29 protein-coding genes and 3 pseudogenes are annotated in these 25503 nt (G+C 70.5%); 14 read left to right on the forward strand and 18 right to left on the reverse strand.

Going from position 1 to position 25503, the window contains the following annotated elements; genetic code table 11:
* Positions 1 to 406: 406 nt before the first annotated feature.
* A complete protein-coding gene (locus tag FB454_RS35180; protein ID WP_222433933.1) occupies positions 407 to 559 on the forward strand; it encodes a hypothetical protein in 153 nt (50 codons plus the stop codon).
* Between the two features lie 49 nt (positions 560 to 608).
* Here the strand turns inward: FB454_RS35180 and FB454_RS19780 are convergent.
* A pseudogene (locus tag FB454_RS19780) lies at positions 609 to 1076 on the reverse strand (NAD(P)/FAD-dependent oxidoreductase); the annotation flags it as partial.
* A 314-nt stretch (positions 1077 to 1390) separates the two neighbouring features.
* Here FB454_RS19780 and FB454_RS19785 point away from each other — a divergent pair.
* Entirely contained in the window at positions 1391 to 1888 is a 498-nt protein-coding gene (locus tag FB454_RS19785) for a hypothetical protein (protein WP_145752039.1), read from the forward strand.
* Entirely contained in the window at positions 1878 to 2972 is a 1095-nt protein-coding gene (locus FB454_RS19790; protein WP_145752042.1) for a tyrosine-type recombinase/integrase, read from the forward strand. The genes FB454_RS19785 and FB454_RS19790 overlap by 11 nt, the downstream gene beginning before the upstream one ends.
* A gap of 377 nt (positions 2973 to 3349) precedes the next feature.
* Here the strand turns inward: FB454_RS19790 and FB454_RS35460 are convergent.
* The 4 genes and pseudogenes from FB454_RS35460 to FB454_RS19805 form a co-directional block, all read right to left on the reverse strand.
* Positions 3350 to 3699: pseudogene (locus tag FB454_RS35460) on the reverse strand (DsrE/DsrF/TusD sulfur relay family protein).
* 163 nt (positions 3700 to 3862) lie between these two features.
* Entirely contained in the window at positions 3863 to 3988 is a 126-nt protein-coding gene (locus FB454_RS35465; protein WP_263643355.1) for a hypothetical protein, read from the reverse strand.
* Positions 3989 to 4090: 102 nt separating this feature from the next.
* Positions 4091 to 4249, reverse strand: a complete 159-nt coding sequence (locus FB454_RS34930) for a hypothetical protein (RefSeq protein WP_184975721.1) — start codon at positions 4247 to 4249, stop codon at positions 4091 to 4093.
* Between the two features lie 107 nt (positions 4250 to 4356).
* A complete protein-coding gene (locus FB454_RS19805) occupies positions 4357 to 4614 on the reverse strand; it encodes a hypothetical protein (protein ID WP_145752043.1) in 258 nt (85 codons plus the stop codon).
* Positions 4615 to 5042: 428 nt separating this feature from the next.
* Between FB454_RS19805 and FB454_RS19810 the strand changes: the two genes are divergently transcribed.
* From FB454_RS19810 to FB454_RS19820, 3 genes are all read left to right on the forward strand, one after another.
* On the forward strand, positions 5043 to 5372 hold the full coding sequence (locus FB454_RS19810) for an AbrB/MazE/SpoVT family DNA-binding domain-containing protein (RefSeq protein ID WP_145752046.1): 330 nt from the start codon (positions 5043 to 5045) through the stop codon (positions 5370 to 5372).
* On the forward strand, positions 5362 to 6420 hold the full coding sequence (locus FB454_RS19815) for a tyrosine-type recombinase/integrase (protein WP_145752048.1): 1059 nt from the start codon (positions 5362 to 5364) through the stop codon (positions 6418 to 6420). Before FB454_RS19810 ends, FB454_RS19815 begins: the two co-directional genes overlap by 11 nt.
* 165 nt (positions 6421 to 6585) lie before the next feature.
* The gene (locus tag FB454_RS19820) at positions 6586 to 6942 is read left to right on the forward strand and encodes a hypothetical protein (protein WP_145752050.1); all 357 of its coding nucleotides are present in this window, start codon (positions 6586 to 6588) and stop codon (positions 6940 to 6942) included.
* A 140-nt stretch (positions 6943 to 7082) separates the two neighbouring features.
* Here FB454_RS19820 and FB454_RS19825 read toward each other — a convergent pair whose 3' ends face one another.
* From FB454_RS19825 to FB454_RS19840, 4 genes are all read right to left on the reverse strand, one after another.
* Positions 7083 to 7754 carry a class I SAM-dependent methyltransferase gene (locus FB454_RS19825; protein WP_145752052.1) on the reverse strand — a complete coding sequence of 224 codons (672 nt, stop codon included), beginning with the start codon at positions 7752 to 7754 and terminating at the stop codon, positions 7083 to 7085.
* Positions 7755 to 7975: 221 nt separating this feature from the next.
* A complete protein-coding gene (locus tag FB454_RS19830; protein ID WP_145752054.1) occupies positions 7976 to 9361 on the reverse strand; it encodes an MBL fold metallo-hydrolase in 1386 nt (461 codons plus the stop codon).
* Between the two features lie 121 nt (positions 9362 to 9482).
* The gene (locus FB454_RS19835; protein ID WP_184975727.1) at positions 9483 to 9854 is read right to left on the reverse strand and encodes a rhodanese-like domain-containing protein; all 372 of its coding nucleotides are present in this window, start codon (positions 9852 to 9854) and stop codon (positions 9483 to 9485) included.
* Positions 9851 to 10165, reverse strand: a complete 315-nt coding sequence (locus tag FB454_RS19840) for a rhodanese-like domain-containing protein (protein ID WP_145752056.1) — start codon at positions 10163 to 10165, stop codon at positions 9851 to 9853. Before FB454_RS19840 ends, FB454_RS19835 begins: the two co-directional genes overlap by 4 nt.
* Before the next feature lie 169 nt (positions 10166 to 10334).
* Here FB454_RS19840 and trxA point away from each other — a divergent pair, with 169 nt between their 5' ends.
* From trxA to FB454_RS19880, 8 genes and pseudogenes are all read left to right on the forward strand, one after another.
* Complete coding sequence (gene trxA / locus FB454_RS19845) at positions 10335 to 10703, forward strand: thioredoxin (protein WP_145752058.1); 369 nt, start codon at positions 10335 to 10337, stop codon at positions 10701 to 10703.
* Between the two features lie 45 nt (positions 10704 to 10748).
* Positions 10749 to 10994 (forward strand): annotated as a pseudogene (locus FB454_RS19850) (TSUP family transporter); the annotation flags it as partial.
* Between the two features lie 174 nt (positions 10995 to 11168).
* The gene (locus FB454_RS19855; protein ID WP_145752059.1) at positions 11169 to 11918 is read left to right on the forward strand and encodes a DsbA family protein; all 750 of its coding nucleotides are present in this window, start codon (positions 11169 to 11171) and stop codon (positions 11916 to 11918) included.
* Positions 11915 to 13288, forward strand: coding sequence for a cytochrome c biogenesis CcdA family protein (locus FB454_RS34935; protein WP_184975730.1), 1374 nt, complete (start codon positions 11915 to 11917; stop codon positions 13286 to 13288). Before FB454_RS19855 ends, FB454_RS34935 begins: the two co-directional genes overlap by 4 nt.
* Positions 13285 to 13680: a BlaI/MecI/CopY family transcriptional regulator gene (locus FB454_RS19865; protein ID WP_145752061.1), complete on the forward strand. Its 396-nt coding sequence runs from the start codon at positions 13285 to 13287 to the stop codon at positions 13678 to 13680. Before FB454_RS34935 ends, FB454_RS19865 begins: the two co-directional genes overlap by 4 nt.
* Complete coding sequence (locus FB454_RS19870) at positions 13677 to 14654, forward strand: M56 family metallopeptidase (RefSeq protein WP_145752063.1); 978 nt, start codon at positions 13677 to 13679, stop codon at positions 14652 to 14654. Before FB454_RS19865 ends, FB454_RS19870 begins: the two co-directional genes overlap by 4 nt.
* Positions 14655 to 14751: 97 nt before the next feature.
* Positions 14752 to 15351, forward strand: a complete 600-nt coding sequence (locus FB454_RS19875) for a class I SAM-dependent methyltransferase (protein ID WP_145752065.1) — start codon at positions 14752 to 14754, stop codon at positions 15349 to 15351.
* Positions 15352 to 15430: 79 nt separating this feature from the next.
* Positions 15431 to 16183: a PIG-L deacetylase family protein gene (locus FB454_RS19880; protein WP_145752067.1), complete on the forward strand. Its 753-nt coding sequence runs from the start codon at positions 15431 to 15433 to the stop codon at positions 16181 to 16183.
* Between the two features lie 51 nt (positions 16184 to 16234).
* On the opposite strand, the gene FB454_RS19885 is transcribed toward FB454_RS19880, so the two are convergent.
* The 9 genes from FB454_RS19885 to FB454_RS19925 all read right to left on the reverse strand — a co-directional run bounded on the left by FB454_RS19885 (position 16235) and on the right by FB454_RS19925 (position 25501).
* Positions 16235 to 16897 (reverse strand): class II aldolase/adducin family protein, encoded by a 663-nt coding sequence (locus tag FB454_RS19885; RefSeq protein ID WP_221488043.1) that lies wholly within the window; start codon positions 16895 to 16897, stop codon positions 16235 to 16237.
* A 222-nt stretch (positions 16898 to 17119) separates the two neighbouring features.
* Positions 17120 to 17509 carry a hypothetical protein gene (locus tag FB454_RS19890; RefSeq protein WP_145752069.1) on the reverse strand — a complete coding sequence of 130 codons (390 nt, stop codon included), beginning with the start codon at positions 17507 to 17509 and terminating at the stop codon, positions 17120 to 17122.
* A 223-nt stretch (positions 17510 to 17732) separates the two neighbouring features.
* A complete protein-coding gene (locus FB454_RS19895) occupies positions 17733 to 19478 on the reverse strand; it encodes an aminotransferase class V-fold PLP-dependent enzyme (RefSeq protein ID WP_145752072.1) in 1746 nt (581 codons plus the stop codon).
* 35 nt (positions 19479 to 19513) lie between these two features.
* A complete protein-coding gene (locus FB454_RS19900; protein ID WP_225319522.1) occupies positions 19514 to 19885 on the reverse strand; it encodes an OsmC family protein in 372 nt (123 codons plus the stop codon).
* Positions 19866 to 20417: a sulfite exporter TauE/SafE family protein gene (locus tag FB454_RS19905; protein ID WP_145752161.1), complete on the reverse strand. Its 552-nt coding sequence runs from the start codon at positions 20415 to 20417 to the stop codon at positions 19866 to 19868. The genes FB454_RS19900 and FB454_RS19905 overlap by 20 nt, the downstream gene beginning before the upstream one ends.
* Positions 20418 to 20736: 319 nt before the next feature.
* Complete coding sequence (locus FB454_RS19910; RefSeq protein WP_221488044.1) at positions 20737 to 20985, reverse strand: sulfurtransferase TusA family protein; 249 nt, start codon at positions 20983 to 20985, stop codon at positions 20737 to 20739.
* Between the two features lie 10 nt (positions 20986 to 20995).
* Positions 20996 to 21604: a DsrE/DsrF/DrsH-like family protein gene (locus FB454_RS19915; RefSeq protein ID WP_145752076.1), complete on the reverse strand. Its 609-nt coding sequence runs from the start codon at positions 21602 to 21604 to the stop codon at positions 20996 to 20998.
* Between the two features lie 22 nt (positions 21605 to 21626).
* Entirely contained in the window at positions 21627 to 22559 is a 933-nt protein-coding gene (locus FB454_RS19920; protein ID WP_145752078.1) for a molecular chaperone TorD family protein, read from the reverse strand.
* Positions 22556 to 25501 carry a molybdopterin dinucleotide binding domain-containing protein gene (locus tag FB454_RS19925; protein ID WP_145823292.1) on the reverse strand — a complete coding sequence of 982 codons (2946 nt, stop codon included), beginning with the start codon at positions 25499 to 25501 and terminating at the stop codon, positions 22556 to 22558. The genes FB454_RS19920 and FB454_RS19925 overlap by 4 nt, the downstream gene beginning before the upstream one ends.
* Between the last annotated feature and the right edge of the window lie 2 nt (positions 25502 to 25503).

The raw sequence follows: 25503 nt of genomic DNA on the forward strand, positions 1-25503 counted from the left end.
AGGAGTTCCAGGGGCAGCGGGTCGTGATCGTCGGCGGAGGTAACTCGGCGGCGCAGATCCTGGCGGAGGTGTCCCGGGTCGCCGAGGCCACCTGGGTCACCCTGCGCCCGGCGCGGTTCATGCCGGACGACGTCGACGGCCGGGTGCTGTTCGGTGTGGCCACCCGCAAGGCCGCCGGCGGTGCCGGTGGTGGTGTCAGCGACCTTGGGGACATCGTGATGCTGCTCAGCGTCCGCGAAGCGCGGGATCGCGGGGTTCTGCACCCCCGCCCGATGTTCGTGCCGACCGCGGCGTGCGTTGGGCGGACGGCGCCGAGCAGTACTGCGAGGCCGCCATCTGGTGTACGGGTTTTTAGGCCAACCTCACCCACCTCGCGCCGCTGCTGCCCGGATGGCGGCAGGGGGAGGTGGCCACCGAGGGCACCCGGTCGGTGGACGAGGCCCGCCTCTACCTGCTCGGCTACGGCGATTGGACGGGGCTGGCGTCAGCCACGCTGGTGGGTGCCGGCCGTACCGCGAAAGCGACGGTCGCCGACATCGCCTCCCGCATGCGCGGATAGCCGTCAGCCCGAGGTCCGGCCGAGCCGGCCGGACCTCGGGCGGCGCCGGTTAGGACAGGGCGACCAGGTACCGCTCGGCGTCGAGGGCGGCGGAGCAGCCGGTGCCGGCGGCGGTGATGGCCTGGCGGTAGGTGTGGTCGACGAGGTCACCGGCGGCGAACACGCCGGGCAGGTTGGTGCGGGTGCCGGGGGGAGTCGACGGTGACTAGCCGTCGTCGTCGAGGGGGACGTAGCCGCGGAACAGGTCGCTGCGCGGGTCGTGGCCGATGGCGACGAACACGCCGGTGACGTCCAAGACCCGGGTCCCGCCGGTGTGGACGTCCCGTAGCCGAGCTCCGGCGACGGCGCCGTCGCTGCCGAGGATCTCCTCGACCACGCTGTTCCACGCCACGTGGATCTTGTCGTTGCTCAGCGCCCGCTCGGACATGATCCGGCTGGCGCGGAAGGTGTCCCGGCGATGGATGATGGTGACGCTGCGGGCGAAGCGGGTGAGGAAGGTGGCTTCCTCCATCGCGGCAAAGACGCTGGGCATTGGAGAGGCGCATGAAATCTATTTCGTTGGTTGCGCGACGGTGCCTGTGGCCGGCTTGCGCCTGTAGCGTTTACGCTCTGCATTGAGCTATCCTTAGTCGCATGAGCACCCATTTTGTATATGGGTGCTACCCGCGAGTGTCCGATCCCCCCTCGGACACCAGTCTTCGTGTGGGATCACGGGAGCTCACCACCCCGGTGGCTCCCGATGAGGACACCCCGTAGCACCCGTGCACCCATCGACGATCAGGGCTCTCAGCGCCACACGCTGAGGCCGCGCGAACGGCTGCGGCGGTCACCATGACGACCGCCCGGCAACCGCCCCGCCGAACCCTCGACGAGCAGCTCATCGGCGCGGTCATCCCCACCCCGCTTCCTCGCCCGGCACAGCCACCGGCTCCAATGCCGCAGCTGCCCGCAGCCCTCCCAGCTGCGCGGGAACCGGTCGACGACATCGTCTTCGACGTGGCCCGCCCGGACGCCGACGGCCGGGTGGCCGCCGGGGCGTTGCTACGGGCGCTGCGCTGGCCGTCCGGTCACCGCCTCCACGTCAACGTCACCGACCGCCTTCTCCTGGTCACCGCGAGACCTGACGGTAGGCACACCGTCGGCGCCCGCGGGGCACTACCTCTGCCGGTCGCGGCCCAGCAGATGTGCGGCATCGGCCCGCACCAGGTGGTGCTGCTGGCGGCAGTTCCGGCGCGCGATCTGCTCGTCGTGCACCCCTCGAACACCATCACGCGGCTCCTCTCGAATCTGCACGCCGCCGTCCTCCGAGGGGCTTCTCATGCCCACTGATCCGTCACGCATCGTCACCGCCCGGCAGATGCTGGCCCACCTCGGCCTCACCCCGGCTGACCTCATCGCCCACCCTGATCCGTCCTGCCGCATACCGACGCTCGCCGAGTACCTACCCCTCGTCGCGGCCGCGGCGAGTCCGGGCACCCGCCGCACCTACGGCACCTACTGGAACCGCATGGCCGCCGTCCTAGGCCATCTGCGGCTGGACGAGGTGACCGCCAGCGACATCGAAGCCCTCATGCGGCAGGTCACCGCCACCGCCCGGTCCCGACGCACCGGCCGGCAGGGCCGTCATGCCGGGGAGCACGTCATCGCGGCCGCCCGCGCCGTATACCGCCGGGCCATCGCCGACGGCTACCTCACCCCTGGGGACAGCCCAGCCCACCGGGTCGCCAAACCACGCCGGCTGCCCAACCCCCGCCGCGCCCTCAGGCCCGAGGAACTGCAGGACATCAACGTGGTCGCACGTACCAGCGGCAACGACGTCATCCTCGACGCCCTTCTCCTGCGCCTACACACCGAAACCGCCTGCCGCCGCGGCGGCGCCCTCGCCCTCCGACTGGTCGACCTCGACACCGCCCACGCCCTGGTCCGCCTCACCGAGAAGGGCGGCACCCTGCGCTGGCAACCCATCACCCCCACCCTCGCCGAACGCCTCCTCGAGCACGCCCAGGCAAGGGGCGGGGTCCTGCCCACCGACCGGCTGCTGCGCTACCGCAACGGCCAGCCGATCAGCAGCCGCCGCTACGACCACCTCTGGAGACGCATCGGCGAACGCCTACCCTGGGTCGCCGCCCAAGGCATCTCCACTCACTGGCTGCGGCACACCACCCTCACCTGGGTCGAGCGCCACTTCGGCTACGGAGTAGCCCGCGCCTACGCCGGCCACACCGACCGCCGCGGACCCGCCACCACCACCTACATCAAAGCCGACCTCCACGCCGTCGCCACCGCCCTCGCCGCCATGACCGGCCAGCCCCACGCCCTCGCCGATGCGCAACCGCAGCCGAAGCCGCCCACCCGATGTCTTGAACCGGCCCCCGACAAGCGTGTCGACGGGCCGCCAGGTGATGACACCTGATGTGTCTCGTCCATGCGCAGGGCGGCGTAGCGGCCGGAGGCGGCGTTAAGGCGGCGACGACTCGATGGCGGCGCGGATACCGGCGAGGTTGGCGACGGCTCCGAAGACTGGAGACCGGCGGCGAAGCCGCTATCCCGTTACATGCGGTAGACGCCGAGCGCGCGCGGGCGCGTCAGGCCGGATGAACGCCGTCGCCGACGGCGGTCAGCAGGGTGGGTATACCGCGGCGATGCCCAGCCCGAGGAACACGGCGGCGGCCAGGCGAGCGACCAGCATGGTGGCGACGGGTCCGCGAAGGAGCCGACAAGCCTGCAAGATGTCGGAGGTCGGCAGCGCCGCGACAAGGGTCGCCACTGGACGTGGCTTCGTTGGGTCTGTCAGAAGGTGAGGACCTGGTCGGCCTCGACGGTCCAGGCGGCGAGTTCATCCATCGAGGAGCGGGGTGCCTCGGGGATGAGGTGCTCCTTGGTCAGGCCGCGGGCGTCGAGGCAGGTTCCGCAGCAGGCGATGCGTCCGCCGTGGCGGGTGAAGGATTTCAGCATACGGTCCAGGGCGTAGTAGCCGTCCGGGGTTTTCTGTCAGCGATGGCACAGGTGACCGCGTCACCCATGAGGAAGATGCGGGGCTCGGTGTCTTGGCGCTTTGCCAGGGCTTTGGCGAGCCTTATCGCGTTGAATGTCTCGTCGGAGCCGTAGGCCGAGCCGTTGATGATGAGCAGTACCTTCATGGCCGTAAGTAGACATCGCTGGTGTTGGACGGAATAGGGCAAAGGGCCCCTAATGCAGGTCTTTCACCGGCCCGTTGGGAGCGGGTGGAGTTCCGCGGTCGCGGCTGTGTCGGTCGGCATGTCGGCGCCCGTCGTGGCGAGCGTGCCGAACAGGTGGTCGGGTTCAGGCGGCCCTGGCCTGGACGGGCAGGCCGGCCGCGCGCCAATCCAGGACGCCGTCGGTGGCGCGTCGTGCCCGGCGGCCGTGGGCGGTGAGCAGCCGGACGGCGTCGTGGGCCAGGGCGCTCATCGCGGTCGCTCCGCTGCCTGACGGACGCGTGCTGGTCGCCCCCAGAGGAGCACACCGCTGTCGAGGAACGCGCGGCCGTACCCGTCGGCAGGGCCTGTCGGCTTACCTGTCCCTGGGGCGGTCGAACGCGGTCAGCGCGGCGAGCCCGATCCGGCCCCGGCCTGTTTCGCGGCAGGCCGAGGTGACGCCCGGCCGCTGCCGGGAGAGCCCCGCGACCAGCGCCGTCGTCACCACGCCGACCGGAACGTTGACCAGCAGCACCGACCGCCGAGACAGAAACTCAGTCAGCAGGCCGCCGAGCAGGTTGCGCGTCAGCTCTCGACGTCGTGAATACGCACGTCAGGCGGCTCGGTCCGCGATTTGGTTGATCACCTGATGGAGCTCTGACAGCCGTACGGTGACGGTCTTGTCTTGTTCGGCGGTGCGCTTGGCGTCGGCGACAAGCTCGCGCAGGGCTGCTGACGGGTTGATGCCGCGGGGGGTGCTTCGTCCTCAAGCCAGGTGGCGAGGTCGTCAGGCAGGCGGGTGGAGTACACCATCGTGGCCTTCCTGGCGGTGGTGTCGACGGTTGCGTCGGTCCAGTCGATTGGCTGCTTTGCGGCTTCGATTGCGTCGTCGCGGTTCATGGTCTGCCCCTGTTCAGTATCGCCTCGGCGTGCGTGACTTCTTCGCCGATTAGGTGCGGTGCGGTCACTACCAGGTAGTGATCGTCGGCCGCTGCCAGCTCCGCAGGACCTCGCTCTGTCGGCTGAAGCGCCAGCGTCGACGCGATGAGACCGCGACCCATCACAGGCGGCGGCAGCGCTTCCTGCTGGCCGTCGCCTCGTGGCCTGACTGGCTTTGGCGGGAGGTGTCGTGGTCCGGGCGCTTGCGAGGGGCGCGGCGCGGTTGCACGGTCATGACACCTTCTCGATCGAACGGCGAACAGCTCGTCCGTCCGCTCGTTCCCAGAACCCTGCCGGCTTGCCCACGCCCCTGTCCGGCACCGATGCCAGTACTGCCCGCCCGGCCCTCACTTCCGGCGTCCCTCAACGCTCCTGATCTGCTGTTGGGAATGGCTCTCCCGTCCCCGTGCGGCCGCATTACAGACCAGCAGATTCTGCACGCATTGGGTTGGCAGCCGGGACACGGTCTCGACATCCAACCGCATCAGCGGATGCTCGTCATCGGCATGGCTGAGAACGGCCGGTACAGGGTGGGTAGTCGAGGCGCGCTGCCCCTACCGTCGTCGGCGCGGCGAATGTGCGGCATCGAGCCCGGTGAGCCGGTGCTGCTCGCCGCGCTCATTGCCCAGGGCCTGCTCGTCGTTCATCCCGTCAGCACGGTCGCCCGGCTCGTCGCCGATCTACACACCCAGTTGGCGGGAGGCGGCCGTGTCCGCTGACCCGACCGCGATCGCCGCCGCCCGGCAGGTACTGGCTCACCTCGGCGTCACCCTGACCGACCTCCAATCCCACACCAGCGGCCCAGCCACACTGCCGACCGTCGCCGAGTACCTGCCCCGCGTCATCGCCGCAGCCGGCCCCGGCGCCCGACGCACCTACGGCACCTACTGGCAGCGCATGGCCGCAGCCTGGGGCGACCGGCCGTTGAACGCGGTCGCCGCCACCGACGTCGAGGCCATGAAGCAACAGATGACCGCCACGGCTCGGTCGCGGCGCAACAGCCGCAACGGCCGACACGCCGGCGAGCACGTGATCGCCGCGGCCCGCGCCTTCTACTCCCGGGCCATCGCCGACGGCCTGATCGACGTCTCGGCCAGTCCCGCTCACCGCGTCGCCAAACCCCGCCGCCTCCCCAGCACACGCCGCGCCCTGACCCCGCAGGGGTTGGAGGAGATCAACGCGGTGGCGCGCACGAGCGGCAACGACGTCTTTCTCGATGCCCTCCTGCTACGCCTGCACACCGAGACCGCCTGCCGGCGCGGCGGCGCTCTCGCCCTACGCCTCGTCGACCTGGATCGCACCAACGGGCTCGTGCGCCTGACCGAGAAGAACGGCACCGTACGGTGGCAGCCGATCACCCTCGACCTCGCCGAACACCTCTACGAACACGCCAACACGCGCGGCGCTGTGCAGCCCACCGACCGGCTGCTGCGCTACCGCAACGGGCAGCCCATCAGCAGCCGCCGCTACGACCACCTGTGGAAACGCATCGGCGAGCGCATGCCCTGGGTCGCCGCCCAGGGCATCTCCACCCACTGGCTGCGGCACACCACCCTCACCTGGGTGGAACGCCACTTCGGCTACGGCATCGCGCGTGCCTACGCCGGCCACACCGACAGCCCCGGATCCTCCACCACCACCTACATCAAAGCCGACCTCAACGATGTGGCCGCCGCGCTGTCGGCGATGACCGGACAGCCGCACCCACTCGCGGTGACCCGCGAGACCTCCGCCGCCCCGGCGACGCGTATACCTGCTTCGCCCTGATCTATCGACGCGGCCTGCTCCTGGCCCACCTCGGCCGACCTCGCCGCCCACCCCGACCCGTCGCGGCGCATACCGAAGCTCGCTGACTACCTCCAGCGCGTCGCGGCCGCGGCCAGTCCGGGCACCCGCCGCACCTACGGCACCTACGGCACCTACTGGAACCGCATGGCGGCCACGCTCGGCCATCTGCGGCTGGACGAGGTGACCGCCAGCGACATCGAAGCCCTCATGCGGCAGGTCACCGCCACCGCCCGCACCCGACGCACCGGTCGGCAGGGCGCCGCCACGCCGGCGAGCACGTCAGCCCGCCCGCCCGTCCTGGACGTGGTGGAACGCATGATCGAGGAGGGTGTGGCGGCCCGGGCCGTCCGCACCGACATCCCGCCGGCGCTGATCACCGCCACATCGCGCGGACCTTGGAGGCCGCCATGCGCGATTGGGCCGAGGGCCGGGCGGCGGAGGTCGGTCGCACCTGACGCTCCTGCTCGACTTGGCGTTCAGGGCGTCGAGGCGGCGCCGTAGCGAATGGCTGTTCCATTCCGGCGAGGCGGAATTCCTGCTCGGCGAGCAGGGGTGGGACGGTGCGTTCGAGCCGAGCAGTCCACCCCGAAAACATCAGGCCGCGAACCATGGGTTGTCTGGGTGATCCCTGAAGGCTCGCCTCACTGCGGGGCTTCGCTGCGGCGCAGGGTGATCCTCCACAGGCGGCGGGGCAGGCCACCCTCCTCGAACTCGGTCACATCGAGCAGGGTGCAGCCCGGAGTGAGACGGTCGACCAGGGCGCGATCGAAAAAGTGAACGATGAAGCCGCCGTTCTCGTGCATGTCGTCACCGTGGGCGGTCCCGGCACCATAGTGCGCGTCGCCGGTGTGCCGGACGGTGTACACGTGCAGCCCGCCGGGGCGCAGCACGCGCGCCACCTCGGCGGCGAGGTGATCGAGCTCTGACATGGTCAGCGCCATGTTGAACAGCATGTGACTGTAGACCCCGTCAACGCTGGCGTCCGGCAACGGCAACGGCTGGTGGACGTCGTGCGCGACGGCCGTCAGCTGCGCCCGGTGACCCGACGCCTTCGCGGCGCGCTCCAATCCGGCCAGGGCGTCGGAGGCGTAGTCCAGCGCGGTGACGTTGAGTCCAGCCCGCAGGAAGGCGAGGGTGTCTCGTCCCTGCCCCGCGCCGAGTTCGAGCACGTCGGTCATTCCTTCGCGCCTGAAGAGGTCCCTCGCGTAGGCACCAGGCTCGCTGGGATCCGGGCCGTACATCTCCGGGTTGGCGACGAAGGTGCGCTGCCAGTGCTCCAGTTGCCCGTCCAGCAGGTCCTTGTCGGTGGTCATGTGAGCTCCTCTCCTCGAGGCTTCCTTCGTCCAGCGGCGGCAGGTAGTAGGAGCGCTTCGGCGAGCGCCTTTGGGCTGCTGCCCCCGACGGCGAAGCCACCCCCTCGGTTGTCAGCAGTCCCGGCAGGGTCCGGAAGCGGAGGCCGGTCAGGCGCCGCGGGGCGGGTGACCGCCGGGCCCGAGCCCGTGGTCACCCGCCGCGGCGATTCCCGCCGCTTGTCTCAGGCGGCGGCGGGGTCGAGTATGGTCTGCCAGGCGCCGTACCCGCCGAGCAGGTCGGAGACGTCCGGCCGTCCGGCGTTGCGGAGCAGGCTGGCCGCGACGGAGGAGCGGTACCCGCCGGCGCAGTGCACGACGACCGGCCGGTCGGTCGGCACCTCGTCGAGGCGCCGGGTCAGCTCGGCGAGCGGGATGTGCAGCGAGCCGTCGACGGCGCCCTGCTCGCGCTCACCGGCGTTGCGGACGTCCAGCACCAGCGGCACCTCGGCCCCGTTCAGCGCCTCGCGCAGTTCGGTGGCGGTGACCCGGCTGGCCCGGGTCATGTCGGCGACCATCTCCAGGAAGGCCCCTTCCGGCTCGCGCAGGTACCCGACCACCTGGTCGAAGCCGATCCGGGCGAGGCGTACGACGATCTCCTCCTCCCGGTCCTGCGGGGCCACCACGAGCACCTTGCGGTCTGGGGCGACCACGCTGCCGGCGGTCTCGGCGAACCGGCCGTCGGCGGGGATGTTGATCGCACCCAGCAGGTGACCGGCGGCGAACTCCTGTGGGTCGCGGGCGTCGATCACGACCGCGCCCTCGGTACGGGCCTGGGCGAACTCGGCGACGTCCAGCGGGCGCGGCGCCTTGCTGTGGTCGAACAGCTCGCGGGCCTTGCGGTTGAGCACGGCGTCGAAGGCGAAGTAGCCGGGCGCCGACGGCTGGCCGCCGGTGACCAGGGCGACGAACTGCTCCTGGCTCATCGGGGCGCAGGCGTAGTTGGTGCGGCGCTGCTCACCGATGGTGGACTGCCGCTCGGTGGAGAGGTTCTTGCCGCAGGCCGAGCCGGCGCCGTGGGCGGGGAAGACCCGGACCTCGTCGGGCAGACCCATGAGCTTGCGCTGCACGCTGTCGTAGAGCATCTGGCCCAGATCGTCGGCCGTGACGCCGAGCGAGGCGAGCAGGTCGGGGCGGCCCACGTCACCGATGAAGAGGGCGTCGCCGGTCATCACCCCGTACGGCACCGCGTCGTCGGCGTGCTCGTAGACCAGGATGCTGATGGATTCCGGGGTGTGGCCCGGCGTCTCCATGATCTCCAGGGTCACGTCACCGAGGCTGATCCGCTCCCCGTCGTGGAGCTTGCGGCTCGGGTACTCGGTCTCGGCGCGGTGGCCGTAGCCGATCCACGCGCCGGTCGCCGCGGCCACCTCGAGGTGACCGGCGAGGAAGTCGGCGTGGAAGTGGGTGTTGATCACCCCTTCGATGGTCAGGCCGTGGGCCTGCGCGTCGGTAAGATACTCGTCGATGTCGCGGCGCGGGTCGACGAGCACCGCCCGTCCGGTGGCCTCGTCGGCGACGAGGTACGAGGCCTGGGACAGGCAGTCCAGGTAGTACTGGGTGAACAACATCGTGCTGAACTCCTTCGCAGTGATGACCAGCGATGTACCCACGATAGCGTATACCCCCGGGGGTATATTCCGGGCCGAAGGTCCCGTCCTCCGGTGACCCTCGGCAGGGGTCATGGCCGGGTCAGATCAACCGACCCGGCCGGCCGCCCTTCGCCTGCAGCGCCAACCCGGCGTCGACCCAGGCACGCATGCCGCCGGCCAGGTTGTGGACCTGGTCCCGCTCGCGGGCCAGCAGCGCGGCGGCCTGCCGCGAACGTGCTCCCGAGCGGCACACCGTGACCACCGGCCGGTCCGCCGGCAACTCACCGATCCGCTCCGCCAACTGGCCGAGCGGGATGTGCCGCGCCCGGGGCGCGTGACCGGCCCGCCATTCGGCCGGCTCCCGCACGTCCAGCAGCAACCCTCCGCCAGCCACCAGGGCGGCCGCCTGTTCGGGCCCGACGGAGGCATACGGTTTTCCGAAGATCTTCTTCAGCATCCCGCCGAGCGTCATGCGTCCGGCCCCGTCACGACGGGACGACCGCTGCGGGCCCACCCGCCGGTGCCGCCGCTGACCGAGCGGGCGTCGACGCCGGCGCGGGCCAGGAACTGCGCGGCGGCGAGGCTGCGGTTACCGCTGGCGCAGATGACGTACACCGGGCGGTTACGGGGAAGGTCCCCCAGCACCGTGGGCAGTTGAGCCAGCGGCACCAGACGCGCGCCGGGCACGTGGCCCTCGACGTACTCGAACGGCTCCCGGACATCGACCACCGCGGCACCATCGGCGTGCGCGGCGGCGAAGTCCGCCAAATTCACCTCTCGCATCTCTCCTCCTCAGGCTCCGTCATACCCCGGGGGGTATGGACGTCGACCCTCACCTGCCGCAGGCACGTCCGTATTCCCCAGGGCGGGCGGGGTGGGGGAACCACCGGGAACAGATACCCCCACGGGTATGTTGTTGCGGGGGTGGACCGTCAACACACGGAGGTGGAACATGGCGAGCGTGGCGCTGACCGCGACCAACTTCGAGCAGGCCGTCACCCGCGACGGCATCGTTCTGGTCGACTTCTGGGCCAGCTGGTGCGGCCCCTGCCGCAGTTTCGCGCCGATCTTCGAGAAGGGCAGCGAGACGCACCCGGACATCGTGTTCGGCAAGGTCGACACCGAAGCGGAGCAGGCGCTGGCCGCCGCGGCTCAGATCCGGTCCATCCCGACGCTGATGGCCTTCCGCGACGGCATCCTGGTCTTCTCCCAGCCCGGCGCGCTGCCGGCCGCCGCCCTGGAGCAGGTGATCCAGGGCGTCCGCGACCTCGACATGGACGAGGTACGGGCGAAGCTGGCCGGGAGCACGGCCGGCCGCTGACGCGACCGGCGCAGGGGTGCGGGCAGATCCCGCACCCCTGCCGGGCTGGCCGAGTTCATCCCGGCCGGGTTCCTGCTCACCGGGCTGGCCATCATGATGCTGGCCACCGCGATCGCGATGATCCGTGGCCGCCGGAACGCCGAGGGGAAGCCGGTGCCGCACGAGCTGCCAGTGTTCCGGGTGATCATCGACGGCATCGTCGTCGGGCTCGTCACCGGTCTGGTCGGCGCGGGCGGCGGCTTCCTGGTGGTGCCGGCGTTGGCGCTGCTCGGCGGCCTGCCGATGCCGGTACAGAGCGAGCCGGTCGGCCGGGAGCCGATCGGGTCCTCGTCTTGCCACTGAGCTCCTGGCACACGAGGGGCGCCCGGTAGATCCGGGCGCCCCTCGCCTGCTCTACTAGCAGACCTAGTACTAAGGTGGATAGTACTAAGGCAGATAGTAGATCCGATGACAGCTGGAGGAGACATGCAACGCCCGACGAAGCCGACGCGCAAGAGCGCCAGGCGTACGCCCCCGATCCGTCGGGCGGCTGGCTGGCTGGGCCCGGTTGTCGTTATCGCGATCGTCGCCGTCCTGGCGATCCTCGCCCGGCCCGCCGACAAGCCGGCGGAGCCGGCCGCCGGGACCGCCGCTGGAGGAGCGGCCGGTGGCCAGACAGAGAATCCCTTTGCCAGCCTGGCCCGGCGGGCGGCCAACGACCCGCTCGCGCTCGGGAAGCCCGAGGCGCCTGTCGTGATCATCGAGTACGCCGATTTCCAGTGTCCCTTCTGCGGGCGGCACGCCCGTGAGACCGAGCCGAAGCTGGTCCAGGAGTACGTCGACAAGGGGCTGGTTCGCATCGAATGGCGTGATCTGCCCTACCTCGGTGCCGAGTCGGACGACGCGGCGGCCGCGGGGCGGGCCGCCGCCGCTCAGGGGAAGTTTTGGGAGTTCCACAACGCCGTGTACGCGAAGGAGCGCCGGGTGAACAGCGGTTCCCTGGACGAGGGCGCGCTGCGCGACATCGCCAAGAGCATCGGGCTGGACCTCGCCAGGTTCGACACCGACCGCGCCTCCGCCGCTACTGAGGCGGCCGTCCTGCGCGATCAGCAGGAGGCGACCTCGATGGGCATCACCGGCACCCCGGCGTTCCTGGTGGGAGACACGCCGATCATCGGCGCGCAGCCGTACAAGGCGTTCAAGCAGGCCATCGACAAGCAGCTGGATGCGAAGTGAGTGAGATCGGCTACCTCGCCGCCCTGCTCGGGGGGGTTCTCGCCCTGCTCAGCCCGTGCAGCGCGATGTTGCTGCCCGCCTTCTTCGCGTATGCCTTCCAGAACCCGCGCCAGTTGCTTGCCCGCACTGCCGTCTTCTACCTCGGCCTCGCCGCCGTCCTGGTACCGCTCGGTGCCGGGTCCTCGGTCGTGGCCGGTGCATTCTTTCAGCACCGCGACACGCTGATCCTGGTCGCGGGCTGGTCGATCATCGCGCTGGGCGTCATGCAGCTGGCCGGCAAGGGGTTCGCCTTCGGGCCGGCGCAACGGTTGATGGGGCGGATCACCGGGGACTCCCCGCTATCGGTGTTCGCCCTCGGCGCGGTCTACGGGCTGGCCGGCTTCTGCTCCGGTCCGATCCTGGGCGGGATCCTGACGGTCGCCGCGACCTCCGAGCAGCCGGCGGCCGGTGGTGCCCTGCTGGCTGTCTACGCCCTGGGCATGACGGTGCCCCTGCTGCTGCTCGCCCTGGTCTGGGACCGGTGGCGCATCGGCGAGCGTCGGTGGCTGCGGGGCCGACAGTTCTCTGTGGGTCGGCTGCACCTGCACACCACGTCAACCGTCTCCGGCCTGCTCTTCGTCGCCCTAGGCGTGCTCTTCCTGGTCTTCGACGGCACGGCAGGCCTAGCCGGCGGCTTCGGCCTGACCGACGTCGAGGGCGCCGCGCAGGAGTGGGTGACGGGAACGCTTGGCGACGTACCGGACGAACTGGTCCTCCTCGTCGCGGGGTTGGCCGCGGTCACCGTCCTGGTGCTGCGCTGGCGTCGTTCCGCGACCCCGGAAACGGCTGGCGCCCCGCTGCCGTCCGCCACGGACGTGGCCGGAGTGAACCTCACGACCGGCCCCTCGGAGTGGCCGGCTCGGCGGTGGATGGCGGCGGTCGCCGGCGCCGTGGGAACCACGGTGGTGATCGCGGTTCCCACCGACCTGATCGACACCCCCTACTTCAGCCGCGACATGGCCGTCACCTGGTGGGCGTGGCCGGTGCTGGTGGTGACCGCGGCGCTGTCCGGACTGCTCCTGGCGACCTACGTCGCGCCCGTCGCCGGAACCGGCGACAAGGCGGCGGGCCGCAGCGAGTCGCGGACCGGCGTGACCGGGGCGACCCTGTCCCTGTTCGCCGTCGGTTGCCCCGTCTGCAACAAGATCGTCCTGATCGCGCTCGGCTACAGCGGCGCGATGAGCTGGTTCGCTCCGGCGCAGCCCGTACTCGCCGCGGGCTCGATCGTCCTGCTCGCCTGGGCACTGCGGCGTCGGCTCGCCGGCGAACGGGCCTGTCCGGCTCCGGCCGCGTCGGAACCGCTCACCGCCGACGGTACGGTCCACCGGTGAGCCGACTCCGAAGGAAGGACCCCGGCAACGACCGCCCGCTGGGTCCGCTGGAATCCGCGGTGATGAACGCGTTGTGGGAAGCGGCCGGGCCGCTCACGGTGCGGCAGATGGTCGACGCGATGGCGGACCGCGACCTCGCCTACACCACGGTGATGACGGTCCTGGACAACCTGCATCGCAAGGGCTGGGCGGAGCGCGACCTCGCCGGCCGGGCGTACCGGTACCGCCCGAAGGCCAGCCGGGAGGAGCACGTCGGACAGCTCATGGCCGAGGCGCTCTCCTCGGCCGCCGACCAGCATGCGGCACTGGCCCGGTTCGTCGACGCCATGGCTCCCGAGGAGGCGGCGGCGCTGCGCGAGCTACTGGACCAGCGCGGAAAGTCGAGCCCGTGACCAGCCTGGTACTGCTGGCCTGGGCGGCCGCGGTGGCGGTCCTCGCCCGTCCTGCCCTGACCGGACGATGGACGACCTCCCTGCCGCGGCTCACGGTTGGGCTGTGGCTCGGCGCGGAACTGTCCGTCACCGTCGCCGTCCTCACCGCCGGGCTGCTCGTCGCCGTACCGCCGGCTGCCCTCGCCGCTGGTCTGGAGGGCATCGTGGCGGCGTGCACCCGTGCGTTGGCGGGCCTGGGAGCCCCGAACGAGACTCTCGCCGTCATCGGACTGCTGGCCACTGCGGCCCTCGTCGCCCGCCTCCTGATCAGTCTGATCGTGACGTTCATCCGTGCGCGCCGCTGGCGTCGTCGCCACCTCGCCGCGCTGCTGCCGCTGGCCCGGCAGGACGCCGGCGACGAGTGGACCCTCGTGGACCATGCCACCGCCGCGGTCTACTGCCTGCCCGGCCGCCCGGGCAATGTCATCGTCACCAGCGCCGCGATCGACACCCTCACCGCCGACGAGCTCGCAGCCGTACTGGGGCACGAGCGGGCACACCTCCGAGGCCGGCACCACCTCCTCGTCGCCCTCGCCGTCGCGTTCCACCGCGCTCTGCCCGGACTGCCCATGGCCGCCGCGGCCGAGACGGAGATCAGACGGCTGGTGGAGCACCTGGCCGACGACCGGGCCAGCAAGCGCCACGGGCGGCAGGCTGTCGCCACCGCCATCGTCCGGCTCGCCGACCGCACTCCCCAGCACGCTCTCGGCGCCGCGGCAGGCGCCGTCGACCGGGTACGCCGGATGCTCGCACCACCGGCCCGACCCCGCATCCTGCATCGCCTCGTCGCCGTCAGCGCCATCGGACTGCTCATGACCGGACCACCCGCCGTCGCGGTGGCATCCGCGGGCCTGCTCGTCCAGGGTGCCAGCTGCTCCGCTGGTTCCCCACCTTCGGCAGCGGGTCCGGCCGCCGCCCGTCCGGCCGGCGGGTGACGAATCCGAGCCCAACCGACCCCCACCAGCCGGGAACCGGCGCGAGGATGAGGGCGCCGGGAACCATCGTTCGCATCCTGTGGAGAGGAGCACGACCGTGGACAGCAGAGCCTGGGACGAGCGGTACGCGAGCGCCCCGGAACTCGTGTGGACCGCCGAACCGAACCGCTTCGTCGTGGAGGAGGTCGCCGGTCTGTCCCCCGGCAGAGCCATCGACCTCGCCGCCGGCGAGGGACGCAACGCGGTGTGGCTGGCCCAGCAGGGTTGGGAGGTCACGGCGGTCGACTTTTCCCCGGTGGCCATCGAGCGGGGCCGGGAACTGGCCCGCCAGCGAAACGTCACCGTCGACTGGCACGTCGCCGACGTCACCACGTACACGCCGCCGGCCGACGGTTTCGATCTGGTGCTGATCGCATACCTGCACCTGCCCGCCGCCGAGATCGCAGTCGTGCTGTCCCATGCCCGGGACGCCGTGCGAGCCGGCGGCATTGTCCTCGTGGTCGGCCACGACCTCGCCAACCTCTCCGGCGGCACGGGCGGGCCGCAGGACCCCGACGTCCTGCTCACCCGTGAGTCGGTGGCGAAAGAGCTGCAAGGGCTGCGGATCCGCCGGGCCCAGACCGCTCACCGACCGGTGACTGTGCAGGGCCGGACCGTCGACGCGCTGGACACGGTGGTGGTCGCCGAACGCTCCTGACGACAGCTGCGGGGGAAGCGGCGAGGGCATATGTCGCATACCTGGGGGGGGTATAGTAGTCCGTGAGGAAGTGACTGCTATGACTCTCCCGATCACCCATACCCAGCCGACACTCCCGTGGCAGGTCACCGGCGTGTTGGCTGTGGTCGCCCACCCCGACGACGAGTCCTTCGGCCTCGGTGCCGTATTGGCGGAGCTGATCTCCCAGGGCGCCCGGGCGAGCGTCCTCTGCTTCACCCACGGCGAGGCCTCCACCCTGCACGGCCGCCCAGGGGAGCTGGCAGTGGTCCGGTCCCAGGAGCTGACGGAAGCGGGGGCGGCACTCGGCCTGTCCCGGGTCGAGCTGCACGACTACCCCGACGGCAACCTGGCCGGCGTACCCGTCGATGAGCTGGCCGCGCACGTCCTGCGACTCATCGGCGAGGAGCGCCCCAGCCACCTGCTGGCATTCGACCTCGGCGGGGTTACCGGCCACCCTGACCACCACCACGCCACCCGGGCCGCCCTGCTCGCCGCTGGCACGGCCGGACTGCCGGTGCTGGCCTGGGCCCTGCCCCGATCGACCACGGAGCAGCTCAACGCCGAACTCGGTACGGCCTTTGTCGGACGCGACCCGGCCGAACTGGACGCGACGCTCTTCGTTAGCCGTGAGCTCCAGGCGGTCGCCATCGCCCGCCACCGCAGCCAGTCGGCCGACAATCCCGTGCTCCGCCGACGGTTGGAACTGCTCGGCGACCGTGAGTACCTGCGATCGATCCACCCGTCGGGACGGACGCCCACGACACGGGGCAGGGAATCCGGACACGTCCGACCGCCGGTCGTCACCCCATAGACCCGGTCAGCCTCGATACCGGTCGTGCGGGCCGGGCCTCGCCCGGACGGGTCAGAGGGCCCGTCGAATACCGGCGCGGACGGCGTCGAGCGCGCCTTCGGGGAAGTCCACCGCACCGCCGAGCTCGGTGGCCTCGAGTTCGGCGCGGGCCGCCTCTTCCAGCGCCTCGACGAGATGGGCGGCGTCCATCGGACGGACGCCGAAGGCGAGCAGGCCGTGGTTGGCGAGGATCACTGCCGAGGTAAGGGGGTGCGACTGCAGGGTCCGCACGATGCCTTCCACCGATTCGGCGGTGCCCCGGGGAGCCCAGGGGACGACCGGGACGTCCTCGGCCTGCCCGAATCTGAGCAGGGCTTCGTATCGGCACGGCAGGGGTCGGCTGGCCAGCGCGAAGCCGGTGACCGCCGGGGAGTGCGTATGGATGATCGCTCCGATGTCACCACGGGTCTGGTAGACCCGCGTGTGCATGGACACGATCTCCATGTTCTCGGGCGTGATGTCGCCCTCGACCACCTCGCCGTCAAGCCGGACGATGGCGAACTGGTCGGCCCCCAGCTGGCGGACGCGTCCCGTGTTGCTGATGACCATCGTGTCGACGTCGGCTCGCGCACTGACGTTGGCGTGGCCGGAGTGGGACATCACCCCGGCTGTGAACAGTTCGCGCACCGCATCGACCAGCTGCGTGCGCAGTTCGTCGGGCGAGGCAGTGGCCACGTCATCCCCCGTCCATCGGGCTGAGATCGGCCGGCGAGATACCCGTCCCGGCACTTTTCACACCCTGCAACCGCAGGTGCGCGGGCACTCAACCTCCGGCTTGCCTACCGCGGATGCGGACCAGGCAGGTCGCTCAAAAGGCCGGGAGCCGGCGCCAGCGTCGAGCTGGTACGCCCGTGCCGACGACGGTCCCGGCCTTCACAGGTCGGCGACGAACTGGGTTCACCAGCCGGCGGGCAGCATGGCGACCGGCATCAGGGCGACCTGGTAGAGGTAGCCGCCATCCTGGGTGCCGGTGGCCCACAGGGCCGTGACCATGTAGATCACCTTGACGGTGTTGTCCTGCGACACCTCGGTCACGTAGACGATGCGGTCGGCCATGATGCCGATCTGCTCTTCGGTCCAGAGAATTCGATCGGCCATGCTGCCGATCTGGTCCTCCGTGTAGAGGACGCCGTTGAGGGTCTGCTCGTACGTGCTCGCTCCGAGCTGGCCCACGTAGACGACCACATCTGTGCCGGCCGGGGCTGCCGATGCGACACTTGGGCGCGCCACACCCACCGCGAGCGCCACCAGGGTCGCAGCCAGCAGAACCATCATCTTCTTGATCATTCGGAAAACCTCCTGTCGGATACCCCCGGGGGTATGTTCCAACCGTAGCCGGGGCGGGCCGACATAGGGGATCTCGGTTAGGCAACTCACAGAGGTTGAGAGACATCGATCAGTTGCTCCGCCGCCAAGCACGTCGGACGGGACATCGCCTCGGTCCGCGAACCTGCAGATCGTCGCCGCGCGCGGCGTTCACAGGGTGCGGCGTGGTCGGCCGGGCCGGTCGTTACGGTCGGCCGCTGTTCGCCCGGACCCGGTCGACCGGCCCGAGACATGCCGGGGGCAGGTGGAACCAGCGCAGCGCCTCGAAGTCGTCCGGTAGGCCGGTCACTCCCTCATCAAGACTATCTTTGCGGGTGCGGAAGATGTCCCGTGCCTCGCGCAGGTAGCCGGTCAGGGCGTCCTCGCCGGCCCTCTCTATCCGGCCCGGGCGCGTCGGCCCGCCGCCGAACAGGTAGTTCAGGTCGGCTAGGCGCAGCGGCGGTCGAGGAGGACCTTCGTAGTGGCGCCACAGCCCGGTGCGGGGGTCGAAGCGGTAGTCGCTCAGCAGCCGGTGCCCGTACCGGGCGACGAGGTCGACTGCGTCGATGAGGTAGTCGGCAACCGTGTCCGAGATGAAGTAGTTGAAGTTGATCCGGGTCCAGCCGGGCTTGATCCCCTCGCAGCCGAGGCCGATCTCGTCACGGAAGGCGTGCGAGCGCTCAGTGTCGATTGCCAGGAGACGATGTCCGTACGGTCCCGCGCAGGAGCAGCCACCGCGGGTCTGGATACCGAACAGGTCGTTGAGCAGCGCGACGACGAAGTTGTGGTGCAGGTAGCGGGCTCCGTGGCGGAGCCGAAGTGACACGATGGACAGGCGACGGGCCTCGGGGTTCCCCAGCACCTCGATCGCCGGGTTGTCGGACCAGCGGTGCAGCGCCCTCGACCACAACCGCTCCTCGCGGGCCTGGATGACATCGGTGCTGACGGCCTGCTTGAGGGCGAACACCAGTCCGGCTCGGATCGATTCGACGATCGCCGGGGTGCCGCCCTCCTCTCGCGCGACCGGGTCGTCGAGATAGCGGTGACTGACGGGGTCGACGAAGGCCACCGTGCCGCCGCCGGGGGCCGTGGGTACCCGGTTCCGGATGAGATCCCGGCGCACCACCAGGACGCCGGGTGTCTGCGGGCCGCCGACGAACTTGTGCGGGGACAGGAACACGGCGTCCTTGCTGTCCCCGGCCCCCGGCTTCGACTCACCCATCCGGATCGGCACGTACGGGCCGGCCGCCGCGTAGTCCCAGAACGACAGCGCCCCGTGGGCGTGCAGCAGTGCGGCGAGCGCGTCGGCGTCGGACAGGATGCCGGTGACGTTGGAGGCCGCCGAGAAGCTGCCGATCCGCAACGGCCGGTCCGCGTAACGGGCCAGCTGCACGGCGAGCTCCGCCTGGTCGATGTGCCCGTCGGCGTCCGCGCCGATGACCACCACGTCGGCGTACGTCTCCCGCCACGGCAATTCGTTCGAGTGGTGTTCGTACGGACCGACGAACACCACCGGCCGCTGCTCAGCCGGAATGTGACGCTGAAGGTCGTAGCGACGCGACGGTGCGTCGGGCAGCCGTAGCTCCAGGATTCCGATCAGCTTGTTGACGGCGGCGGTGGCACCCGAACCGCAGAAGATCACCACGTGCTCGTCCGTCCCGCCCACGGCGTCGTGGATGATCTGCCGGGCATCCTCGCGTAGCCGTCCGGTCGCCAGGCCCGTGCCGGAACTCTCGGTGTGGGTGTTGGCGTAGCGCGGCAGCACCCACTCCCTGATGGCGTCCTCGATGAAATCGAGCGACCGGCCCGACGCGGTGTAGTCGGCGTAGGTGATCCGCCGGGGCCCGTAGGGGCAGTCCAGCACCTCGCCCTCACCGATGATGCCGTCGCGGATCCGCGCCAGCAGCTCATCATTACGGCTGGCCGCCGTCGCATCGCCGGTTACGCCCACGTCCTACCCTCCTGTCCCTGCGAGGCGCCTCGCTGTCAGAGCAGGTCGATGGTGACCGTCGGCGGCGAGGTCAGAGTGTTGTGCACGGTGCAGTGCGAGGCCACGGCCAGCAGGGCAGGCCTGCGCGCCTCCGGGAGATCCTCGGGCACCCGAAGGGAGAGCCGGACCTCGGCCACCCGGGCCGGGCGGTCAGCGGCCATCCGGTAGCTGACAGCGACGCCCAGACCGTCGCGGCTCAAGCCGTGCCGGGTCAGGTACCGGCCGGCGTAGAAGGCAACGCAGGTCGCCAGCGACGCGACGAACAACTCCGTGGGCGTCGGCGCCTCGTCCTCACCCCCCGCCTCGGGCGGCTGGTCCACCAGCATCCGGTGTCCCCGTACCGCGAACTCATAGGATTCCCCAGTCACGAAGCGGACATCCACCGTCCCGGCATCCCCGCCCACGGCCTGCACGTTCAGCTGGCCCATCGGACCGCTCCCCTCGATGTGGTGCTCGTTCAGCCAACACCGGCGCCGGGCCCGATTGGTAGATCCACCTGGATCCGACAACAGGACCTTGTGCCCTGCCGTTACGGCTCCGGTCACTCAAGGTGATCCTCGCGTAGTCGTCGGCTGCTGGCGGCATGTGGCAGGAATCATCAGCGGCCGAAGAGAAGTAGCCCTGACGCGAGCCGGGCGGGGGCAACCCCGTACATGCGGGTGAGCCAGCCGGGTTGGAGCGGATGGCCAGGCGAGCGCGGAGGTAGGCGGCGGGCACAGCCATCACGGTGTATGTTGCGACAACCCGCCGGTCGACGCGACCCAGTGCCCAGTGGGTGACAGTGCCGGGCAACGCCAGGGCGGCGGAGACCGCCAGCGAGGTCGCGAGCGCCCGTTTGATCGGCAAGCGGAGGATCAGCAGGTAGAGCGGGGCGAGGAGGAAATTACCGCCGCTGGCCAGAGTTGCCTACGCCGCACCTCGCCGACAGTGCACTGCAAAGGCCAGGACCGGCGGGCCGCTGTAGTGCAGGGTGGGGGCTTCGCCGTGGGTGGCCACTCTCGCCCGGTGCCATGGGTGATCAGCTCTTCCAACCCGGTGCCGAGGCCGAAGGGCTCGTCGTCGGCGCGGGGGAGCGTGCCGCCGTCCGTTGCGCCAAGTCAGTTTGACTTTGACGGCGCGCGCAGGCGCTGGCGGGCCGGGCGGGGGTCTGCTCGGCTCGTCCCGGGTCCAAGCCGGGTGGAATGCTTCGGCGCCAGGGCGTTTACCTGTCCGGCTTTGATCACGACTCCTCGGTTTTGCGAATGAAGAAGACCAGGATGCCCTCCTCGATGCCACTGGAGAGCAGCTCGTAGCCATTGTCCTCAGCCCAGGCCGGAATGTCGGACAACGCACCCTTGTCCGTGGCCAGCACCTTGATCACCTGGGTCGGGCCCAGCCGCCGCATGGCCTTAGTGGCGGCGAGCACGGGCATCGGACACATCAGGTCACGGGCGTCGACGACCTCGTCGACGTGGATGTCGATAGTCATGCGTCTCCTCCTAGATGAACATGGTCACGTGGGACTTGCGGGCCTCGGACATGAACGCGGCCGCGCCGGCGAATTCCACACCGTCCACGAAGTCGTCGTGGGTGTACCCGAACACGTCGATGGTCATCTGGCAGCCGATGAGCCGTACCCCGAGTTCGCGTGCCTCGTCGAGCAGGGTCCGGATGCTCGCCACGTTGTTCTTCGCGAACTTCGACTTCATCATCCTGGTCGAGAGCGCCTTCATGCCCGGCATCGCGGTCAGCACGTCAGGCATTGGCACCGGCATCGGCATGGCGGGGTTGCCCACCGGGTCGACCAGGAGCTTGCGCTCGGCGTCCTTGTGAATGATGTTCAGGCCGTAGAAGGTGAAGAACACCGACGTCTGCAGGCCGGCGGCGGCCGCCGCGGTGCTCAGGATGAGTGGCGGGTACGCCCAGTCAAGTGTCCCCTTGGAGGCGACCAGGGCCGCGCGGCGGGAAGCCGGGTTCTTTGCCCACGCCCGCTTGATCTCGTCGCGGACGATGCTGCGGACATCCTCCTCAGTCAGCCCGAACTTGGTTCCCGGCGGGGACCCATCCGGAGCGTCTGCCGGAACCTGTGTGTGAAGCTCGGAGGTCATCTCGTTCCTCCATCTCCTGCCGTTACAGGCGATCGTCGTGACTGAACTTCTCTGCGATCATGTGTGCCTCTCGCTGGGCGGCCGTCAGCACATCCGCCGTGATCGCCGCACGTTCTGCCCAGTGCCGGGCTGCCGGTCCGACGACCGGCTCGTCGGCACGGTGCCGCGCCCACCATTCGCGCGCCTGCTCGGCCAGGGCCGCCAGCGTCACAGCGGGATCCTGCTCGAGCAGCGCCCGCAGCACCCGTCGCCGGTCACCCAGCCGCAGGCCCAAGCCGGTACCGCGGGCCACCGTCGCCAGATGGGCGCGGGTGATGATGACGCCGCTGCGGGCCGGCGTGAGCAGACCCGTCAGCAGGCCGTCAAGGCCGCCGCCGTCGCCGAGCGGCGCCACGTCACGCAGGTGCGCCGGTGGGCGGTCGGGCAGACCGATCTCGGCGGCCTCCGCCAGCAGGGCGTCGTGCAGCAACCGCGCCCACTGCGCGTACGGTGCGGGGCCGCTGTCCGCCATCGCACGCGCGTACGCCGGGAGCCAGCTCGCGAGGTGTTCGTGGAACAGCGCGACCCGGGCCTGGCGGCGCATCGTCCGCCGCGGGCCGGCCGGCTCGTCGCACTCCGCGTCGGCCAGCGCCGCGTAGAGCCCGAGCAGGGCGGCGACGTGGTCGGCGTCGGACGGTACCGGCAGCCGCAGCGCCCGCCAGAAGCCCGCGACCCGGTCGGCGGCCTCACCGCCGAGCATGCCTTCCGCGCCGAGGTAGACGGAGGCGTGCGGCACCAACTGCACCACGAATGCCTCGGTCCACTGCTCGCCGCTGGGCCGGGGCAGCCTGAGCAGGTCGGCCAGGCGCAGCTGAGCTTCGCCGGGCGCCTCGGCCAGCGCCCCCAGCGCTCGGAACAGCTCCGCCCGGTTCCGGGTGCGTCCGGGCGCGAACCCGGCCAGCGGCAGCGTGGTCATCGGAGCGCTTCCCCCTCTCGGACCGGGGAGCCATCCTCTGCGGGGAGGTTGAAGATGGGCTTGGCCGGCTTCAGCGGCCGCATCAGCCAGTACGGCCGCCGGGTGCCGTCCGGCGAGTGCCGATGGGCCGGCCGGGCCAGCTCCAGCCACCGTCGGTAGACCTCGTGGGCCTTGGCAGTGTCCACGACGATGTCCCCGTACGCCTCGGCGGGCGTGGCCTTGCGCACCCGTACCGCCTGATGCCAGCAGTGCTGCCCGGAGATCGGGTCCGGGTGCACCGGGAAGGTGAGATTCTGGTGCACGCCGACGTCGCTCCACCAGATCCGGGCGGTGTCCGGATCACTGGACTGATACGGCGACACCCCGGCCAGCCGCGTCATCCGCCACCGGCCGTCGTCCCGGGCCAGGTCGACGGTCGCCATCATCTGCCGCTGGCTGTTCTCACCCTGCGCGGCGAGCTTCCACCGGCCCATGTGGTGGCTGCAGGCCACGACCCCGGGCCGGATGCCCTCGGTGACCCAGGCCTTCACCACGTAGCAGCCGATCTCCGTCTCCACGGTCACCAGGTCTCCGTTGCCGACGTCGATCCGGGTGGCATCGCGCGGGTGGATCCAGAGCGGGTTGGTGTGCGCGAGCTCGTCGAGCCACTTGGCGTTTCCGCCGCGGGTGTGGATCTGCGTCGGGAGGCGGAAGGTGGAGATCAGCACGAGCTGGTCGGGTGCCATCGCCTCGGGGTGCACGTGACTGCGCTCGTACCGGGGGACGGCCTGGTCCCGCCAACCCCAGTCGGCGAGGGTGCGGGAGTAGAACTCCAGCCTGCCGCTGGGGGTGGGGAAGCCGCGGCGGACCGCGCCGTCGATGCGGACGCCGACCGGCCGGCGGCCCTGGTCGTCGGGTTCCGGGGCGGCCATCGGCACGATGTTGGGGGAGGTCGGCGCCGGGGCGCGGGTGTAGACCCGGCCGAAGTTGTCCTCGCCGACGTCGACGAGCTGGTCGTCGGGGACGGGCTCCTCGTAGATCGGGCCGATTCCCTTGCGCACCTCGAACGCGCCGTACCGGCGCATGTACGCCAGCGGGGTCAGCCCTTCGGCGGCGGCCTTCTCCGGCAGGCCGGGTACCGAGTTCTCGAAGATCCAGCCGTAGTACTCGTCGACCGACAGCTTCGTACCCGGCTGCTCCTTCGACTCGTGGTACTGCCGGATGCCCAGGCTGCCGTCCGGATCGATGCGCCAGGAGAGTTCGATCCAGAACTCGTTCTCCTCCCACACCTGTCCTGGGTTGACCTCGCGGGTGTCGCCGACCTGCTCGCCCAGCCGCTCCCGCGCGGCGCGCAGCACCGGCTGGCGGAAGCCGATCCACTGCCCGTCGTACTGCTCGTAGGAGTGCAGGTCGTGCCGTTCGGGGCCGAGCCCCATCGGCAGGACGTAGTCGGCGAGGAAAGCCGTCTCGCTCCACGTCGGCGTGAGCGCGACGTGCAGTCCGACCCTGGACTCGTCGGTGAGAACCTCCATCCAGCTCAGCCCGTCCGGGTTGGTCCAGACCGGGTTGTAGACGCGGGTGAAGTAGACGTCGAGCTTCCCTCGGCCTTCCTTCAGGAAGTGCGGGAGGAGGAAGGACAGCTCGTTGAGGGCGAGGGGGTACTCCAGCGGCCAGGTCAGGTCGTTCCAGGTGCCGGGGTGCGGCGGGGTGTGGATGGGCCGCGGCACGAACTTGTTCCACGCGTTCGGGTGGGTGCCGCCCGGCGTCGCGACTGCCCCCAGCATCGCGTTGAGCAGGAACAGGGTGCGGGAGACCTGCCATCCGTGCAGGTTGCCGGCGCTCGCCGAACGCCAGGTGTGGGTGGACAGCCGGGTACCGGCGCCGCCGACCAGCTCGGCCACTCGTTCGATGGTCGCGGCGTCGACGCCGGACTCGGCGGCGGCGAACTCGAACGTGTACGGCGCGTAGAGCTCGCGCAGCACCTCCTCGAACTCCTCGAACACGGGCGCCCGCTCGGGATGCTCGGCGGCCAGGTACTCGGCCCAGTTCCACCAGCGGCGCATGAACTCCCGGTCATGCAGCCCGTTGCGCAGCAGGTACGACGCGACGGCCAGCAGGATGGCCGGCTCCGAACCGGGGTACGGGGAGAGCCAGTGGTCCGCGTGGGTGGCGGTGTTGGACAACCGGGTGTCGAAGACGATCAGCTTGGCACCACGTTGCTTCGCCTCCATCACCCGCTGCGCGTGCGGGTTGAAGTAGTGTCCCGCCTCCAGGTGGGAGCTGACCAGCAGGATGACGTCGGCGTTGGCGTGGTCCGGGCTGGGCCGGTCGATGCCGGTCCAGAAGTGGTATCCGGCCCGCGCGCCACTGGAGCAGACGTTGGTGTGCGAGTTGTGCCCGTCCACGCCCCAGCTGGCCAGCACCCGCTCGGTGAAGCCGTCCTCGCCGGGCCGTCCGACGTGGTACATGATCTCGTTGCGCCGGTCCTCCACGACGGCGGTGCGGATCCGGGAGGCGATGTCGTCGAGCGCAACGTCCCAGCTGACCGGCGCCCACCGTCCCTCACCGCGCGCGCCGACCCGCTTGAGCGGTTGCAGGATCCGGTCGGGGTCGGTGACCTGGTTAATGGTGGCCGGGCCCTTGGCGCAGTTGCGCCCACGCGATCCGGGATGCTCGGGGTTGCCCTCGAACTTGCGGACCTGGGCGGTGTCCCGGTCCACGTAAGCCAGCAGGCCGCAGGCGGACTCGCAGTTGAAGCAGGTGGTCGGCACCAGCAGGTAGTGCCGCTCGGTCCGCTTCGGCCAGTCCCGGGACTCCAGCTCCACCCAGTCGTCCCAACGCTCCTTCGGAGGGAACGCGGCCAGGTGGACCCGGCTCGGCCCCGGGTAGAACGTCTCGCCTCGGGCGTCGGCCTCGGCCCGGGCCGCGCTGACCCGGCCGGCGATGTCGTCAACTCGTGTCATTG

The organism is Micromonospora sp. CNZ297, from assembly GCF_007827625.1.

What these genes read in the sequence shown, in the direction of transcription:
- FB454_RS19880 (WP_145752067.1), top strand. Translation starts at nt 15,431, where the DNA reads ATGACTCTCCCGATCACCCATACCCAGCCGACACTCCCGTGGCAGGTC.
- FB454_RS19840 (WP_145752056.1), bottom strand. Translation starts at nt 10,165, where the DNA reads ATGCGAGAGGTGAATTTGGCGGACTTCGCCGCCGCGCACGCCGATGGT.
- FB454_RS19920 (WP_145752078.1), bottom strand. Translation starts at nt 22,559, where the DNA reads ATGACCACGCTGCCGCTGGCCGGGTTCGCGCCCGGACGCACCCGGAAC.
- FB454_RS19925 (WP_145823292.1), bottom strand. Translation starts at nt 25,501, where the DNA reads ATGACACGAGTTGACGACATCGCCGGCCGGGTCAGCGCGGCCCGGGCC.
- FB454_RS19825 (WP_145752052.1), bottom strand. Translation starts at nt 7,754, where the DNA reads ATGACCACCGACAAGGACCTGCTGGACGGGCAACTGGAGCACTGGCAG.
- FB454_RS19855 (WP_145752059.1), top strand. Translation starts at nt 11,169, where the DNA reads ATGCAACGCCCGACGAAGCCGACGCGCAAGAGCGCCAGGCGTACGCCC.
- FB454_RS19785 (WP_145752039.1), top strand. Translation starts at nt 1,391, where the DNA reads ATGACGACCGCCCGGCAACCGCCCCGCCGAACCCTCGACGAGCAGCTC.
- FB454_RS19910 (WP_221488044.1), bottom strand. Translation starts at nt 20,985, where the DNA reads ATGACTATCGACATCCACGTCGACGAGGTCGTCGACGCCCGTGACCTG.
- FB454_RS19805 (WP_145752043.1), bottom strand. Translation starts at nt 4,614, where the DNA reads ATGAACCGCGACGACGCAATCGAAGCCGCAAAGCAGCCAATCGACTGG.
- FB454_RS19830 (WP_145752054.1), bottom strand. Translation starts at nt 9,361, where the DNA reads ATGTTGTTCACCCAGTACTACCTGGACTGCCTGTCCCAGGCCTCGTAC.
- FB454_RS19820 (WP_145752050.1), top strand. Translation starts at nt 6,586, where the DNA reads ATGGCGGCCACGCTCGGCCATCTGCGGCTGGACGAGGTGACCGCCAGC.
- FB454_RS19790 (WP_145752042.1), top strand. Translation starts at nt 1,878, where the DNA reads ATGCCCACTGATCCGTCACGCATCGTCACCGCCCGGCAGATGCTGGCC.
- FB454_RS19890 (WP_145752069.1), bottom strand. Translation starts at nt 17,509, where the DNA reads ATGATCAAGAAGATGATGGTTCTGCTGGCTGCGACCCTGGTGGCGCTC.
- trxA (WP_145752058.1), top strand. Translation starts at nt 10,335, where the DNA reads ATGGCGAGCGTGGCGCTGACCGCGACCAACTTCGAGCAGGCCGTCACC.
- FB454_RS35465 (WP_263643355.1), bottom strand. Translation starts at nt 3,988, where the DNA reads ATGAGCGCCCTGGCCCACGACGCCGTCCGGCTGCTCACCGCCCACGGC.
- FB454_RS19915 (WP_145752076.1), bottom strand. Translation starts at nt 21,604, where the DNA reads ATGACCTCCGAGCTTCACACACAGGTTCCGGCAGACGCTCCGGATGGG.
- FB454_RS19810 (WP_145752046.1), top strand. Translation starts at nt 5,043, where the DNA reads ATGGCTCTCCCGTCCCCGTGCGGCCGCATTACAGACCAGCAGATTCTG.
- FB454_RS19835 (WP_184975727.1), bottom strand. Translation starts at nt 9,854, where the DNA reads ATGACGCTCGGCGGGATGCTGAAGAAGATCTTCGGAAAACCGTATGCC.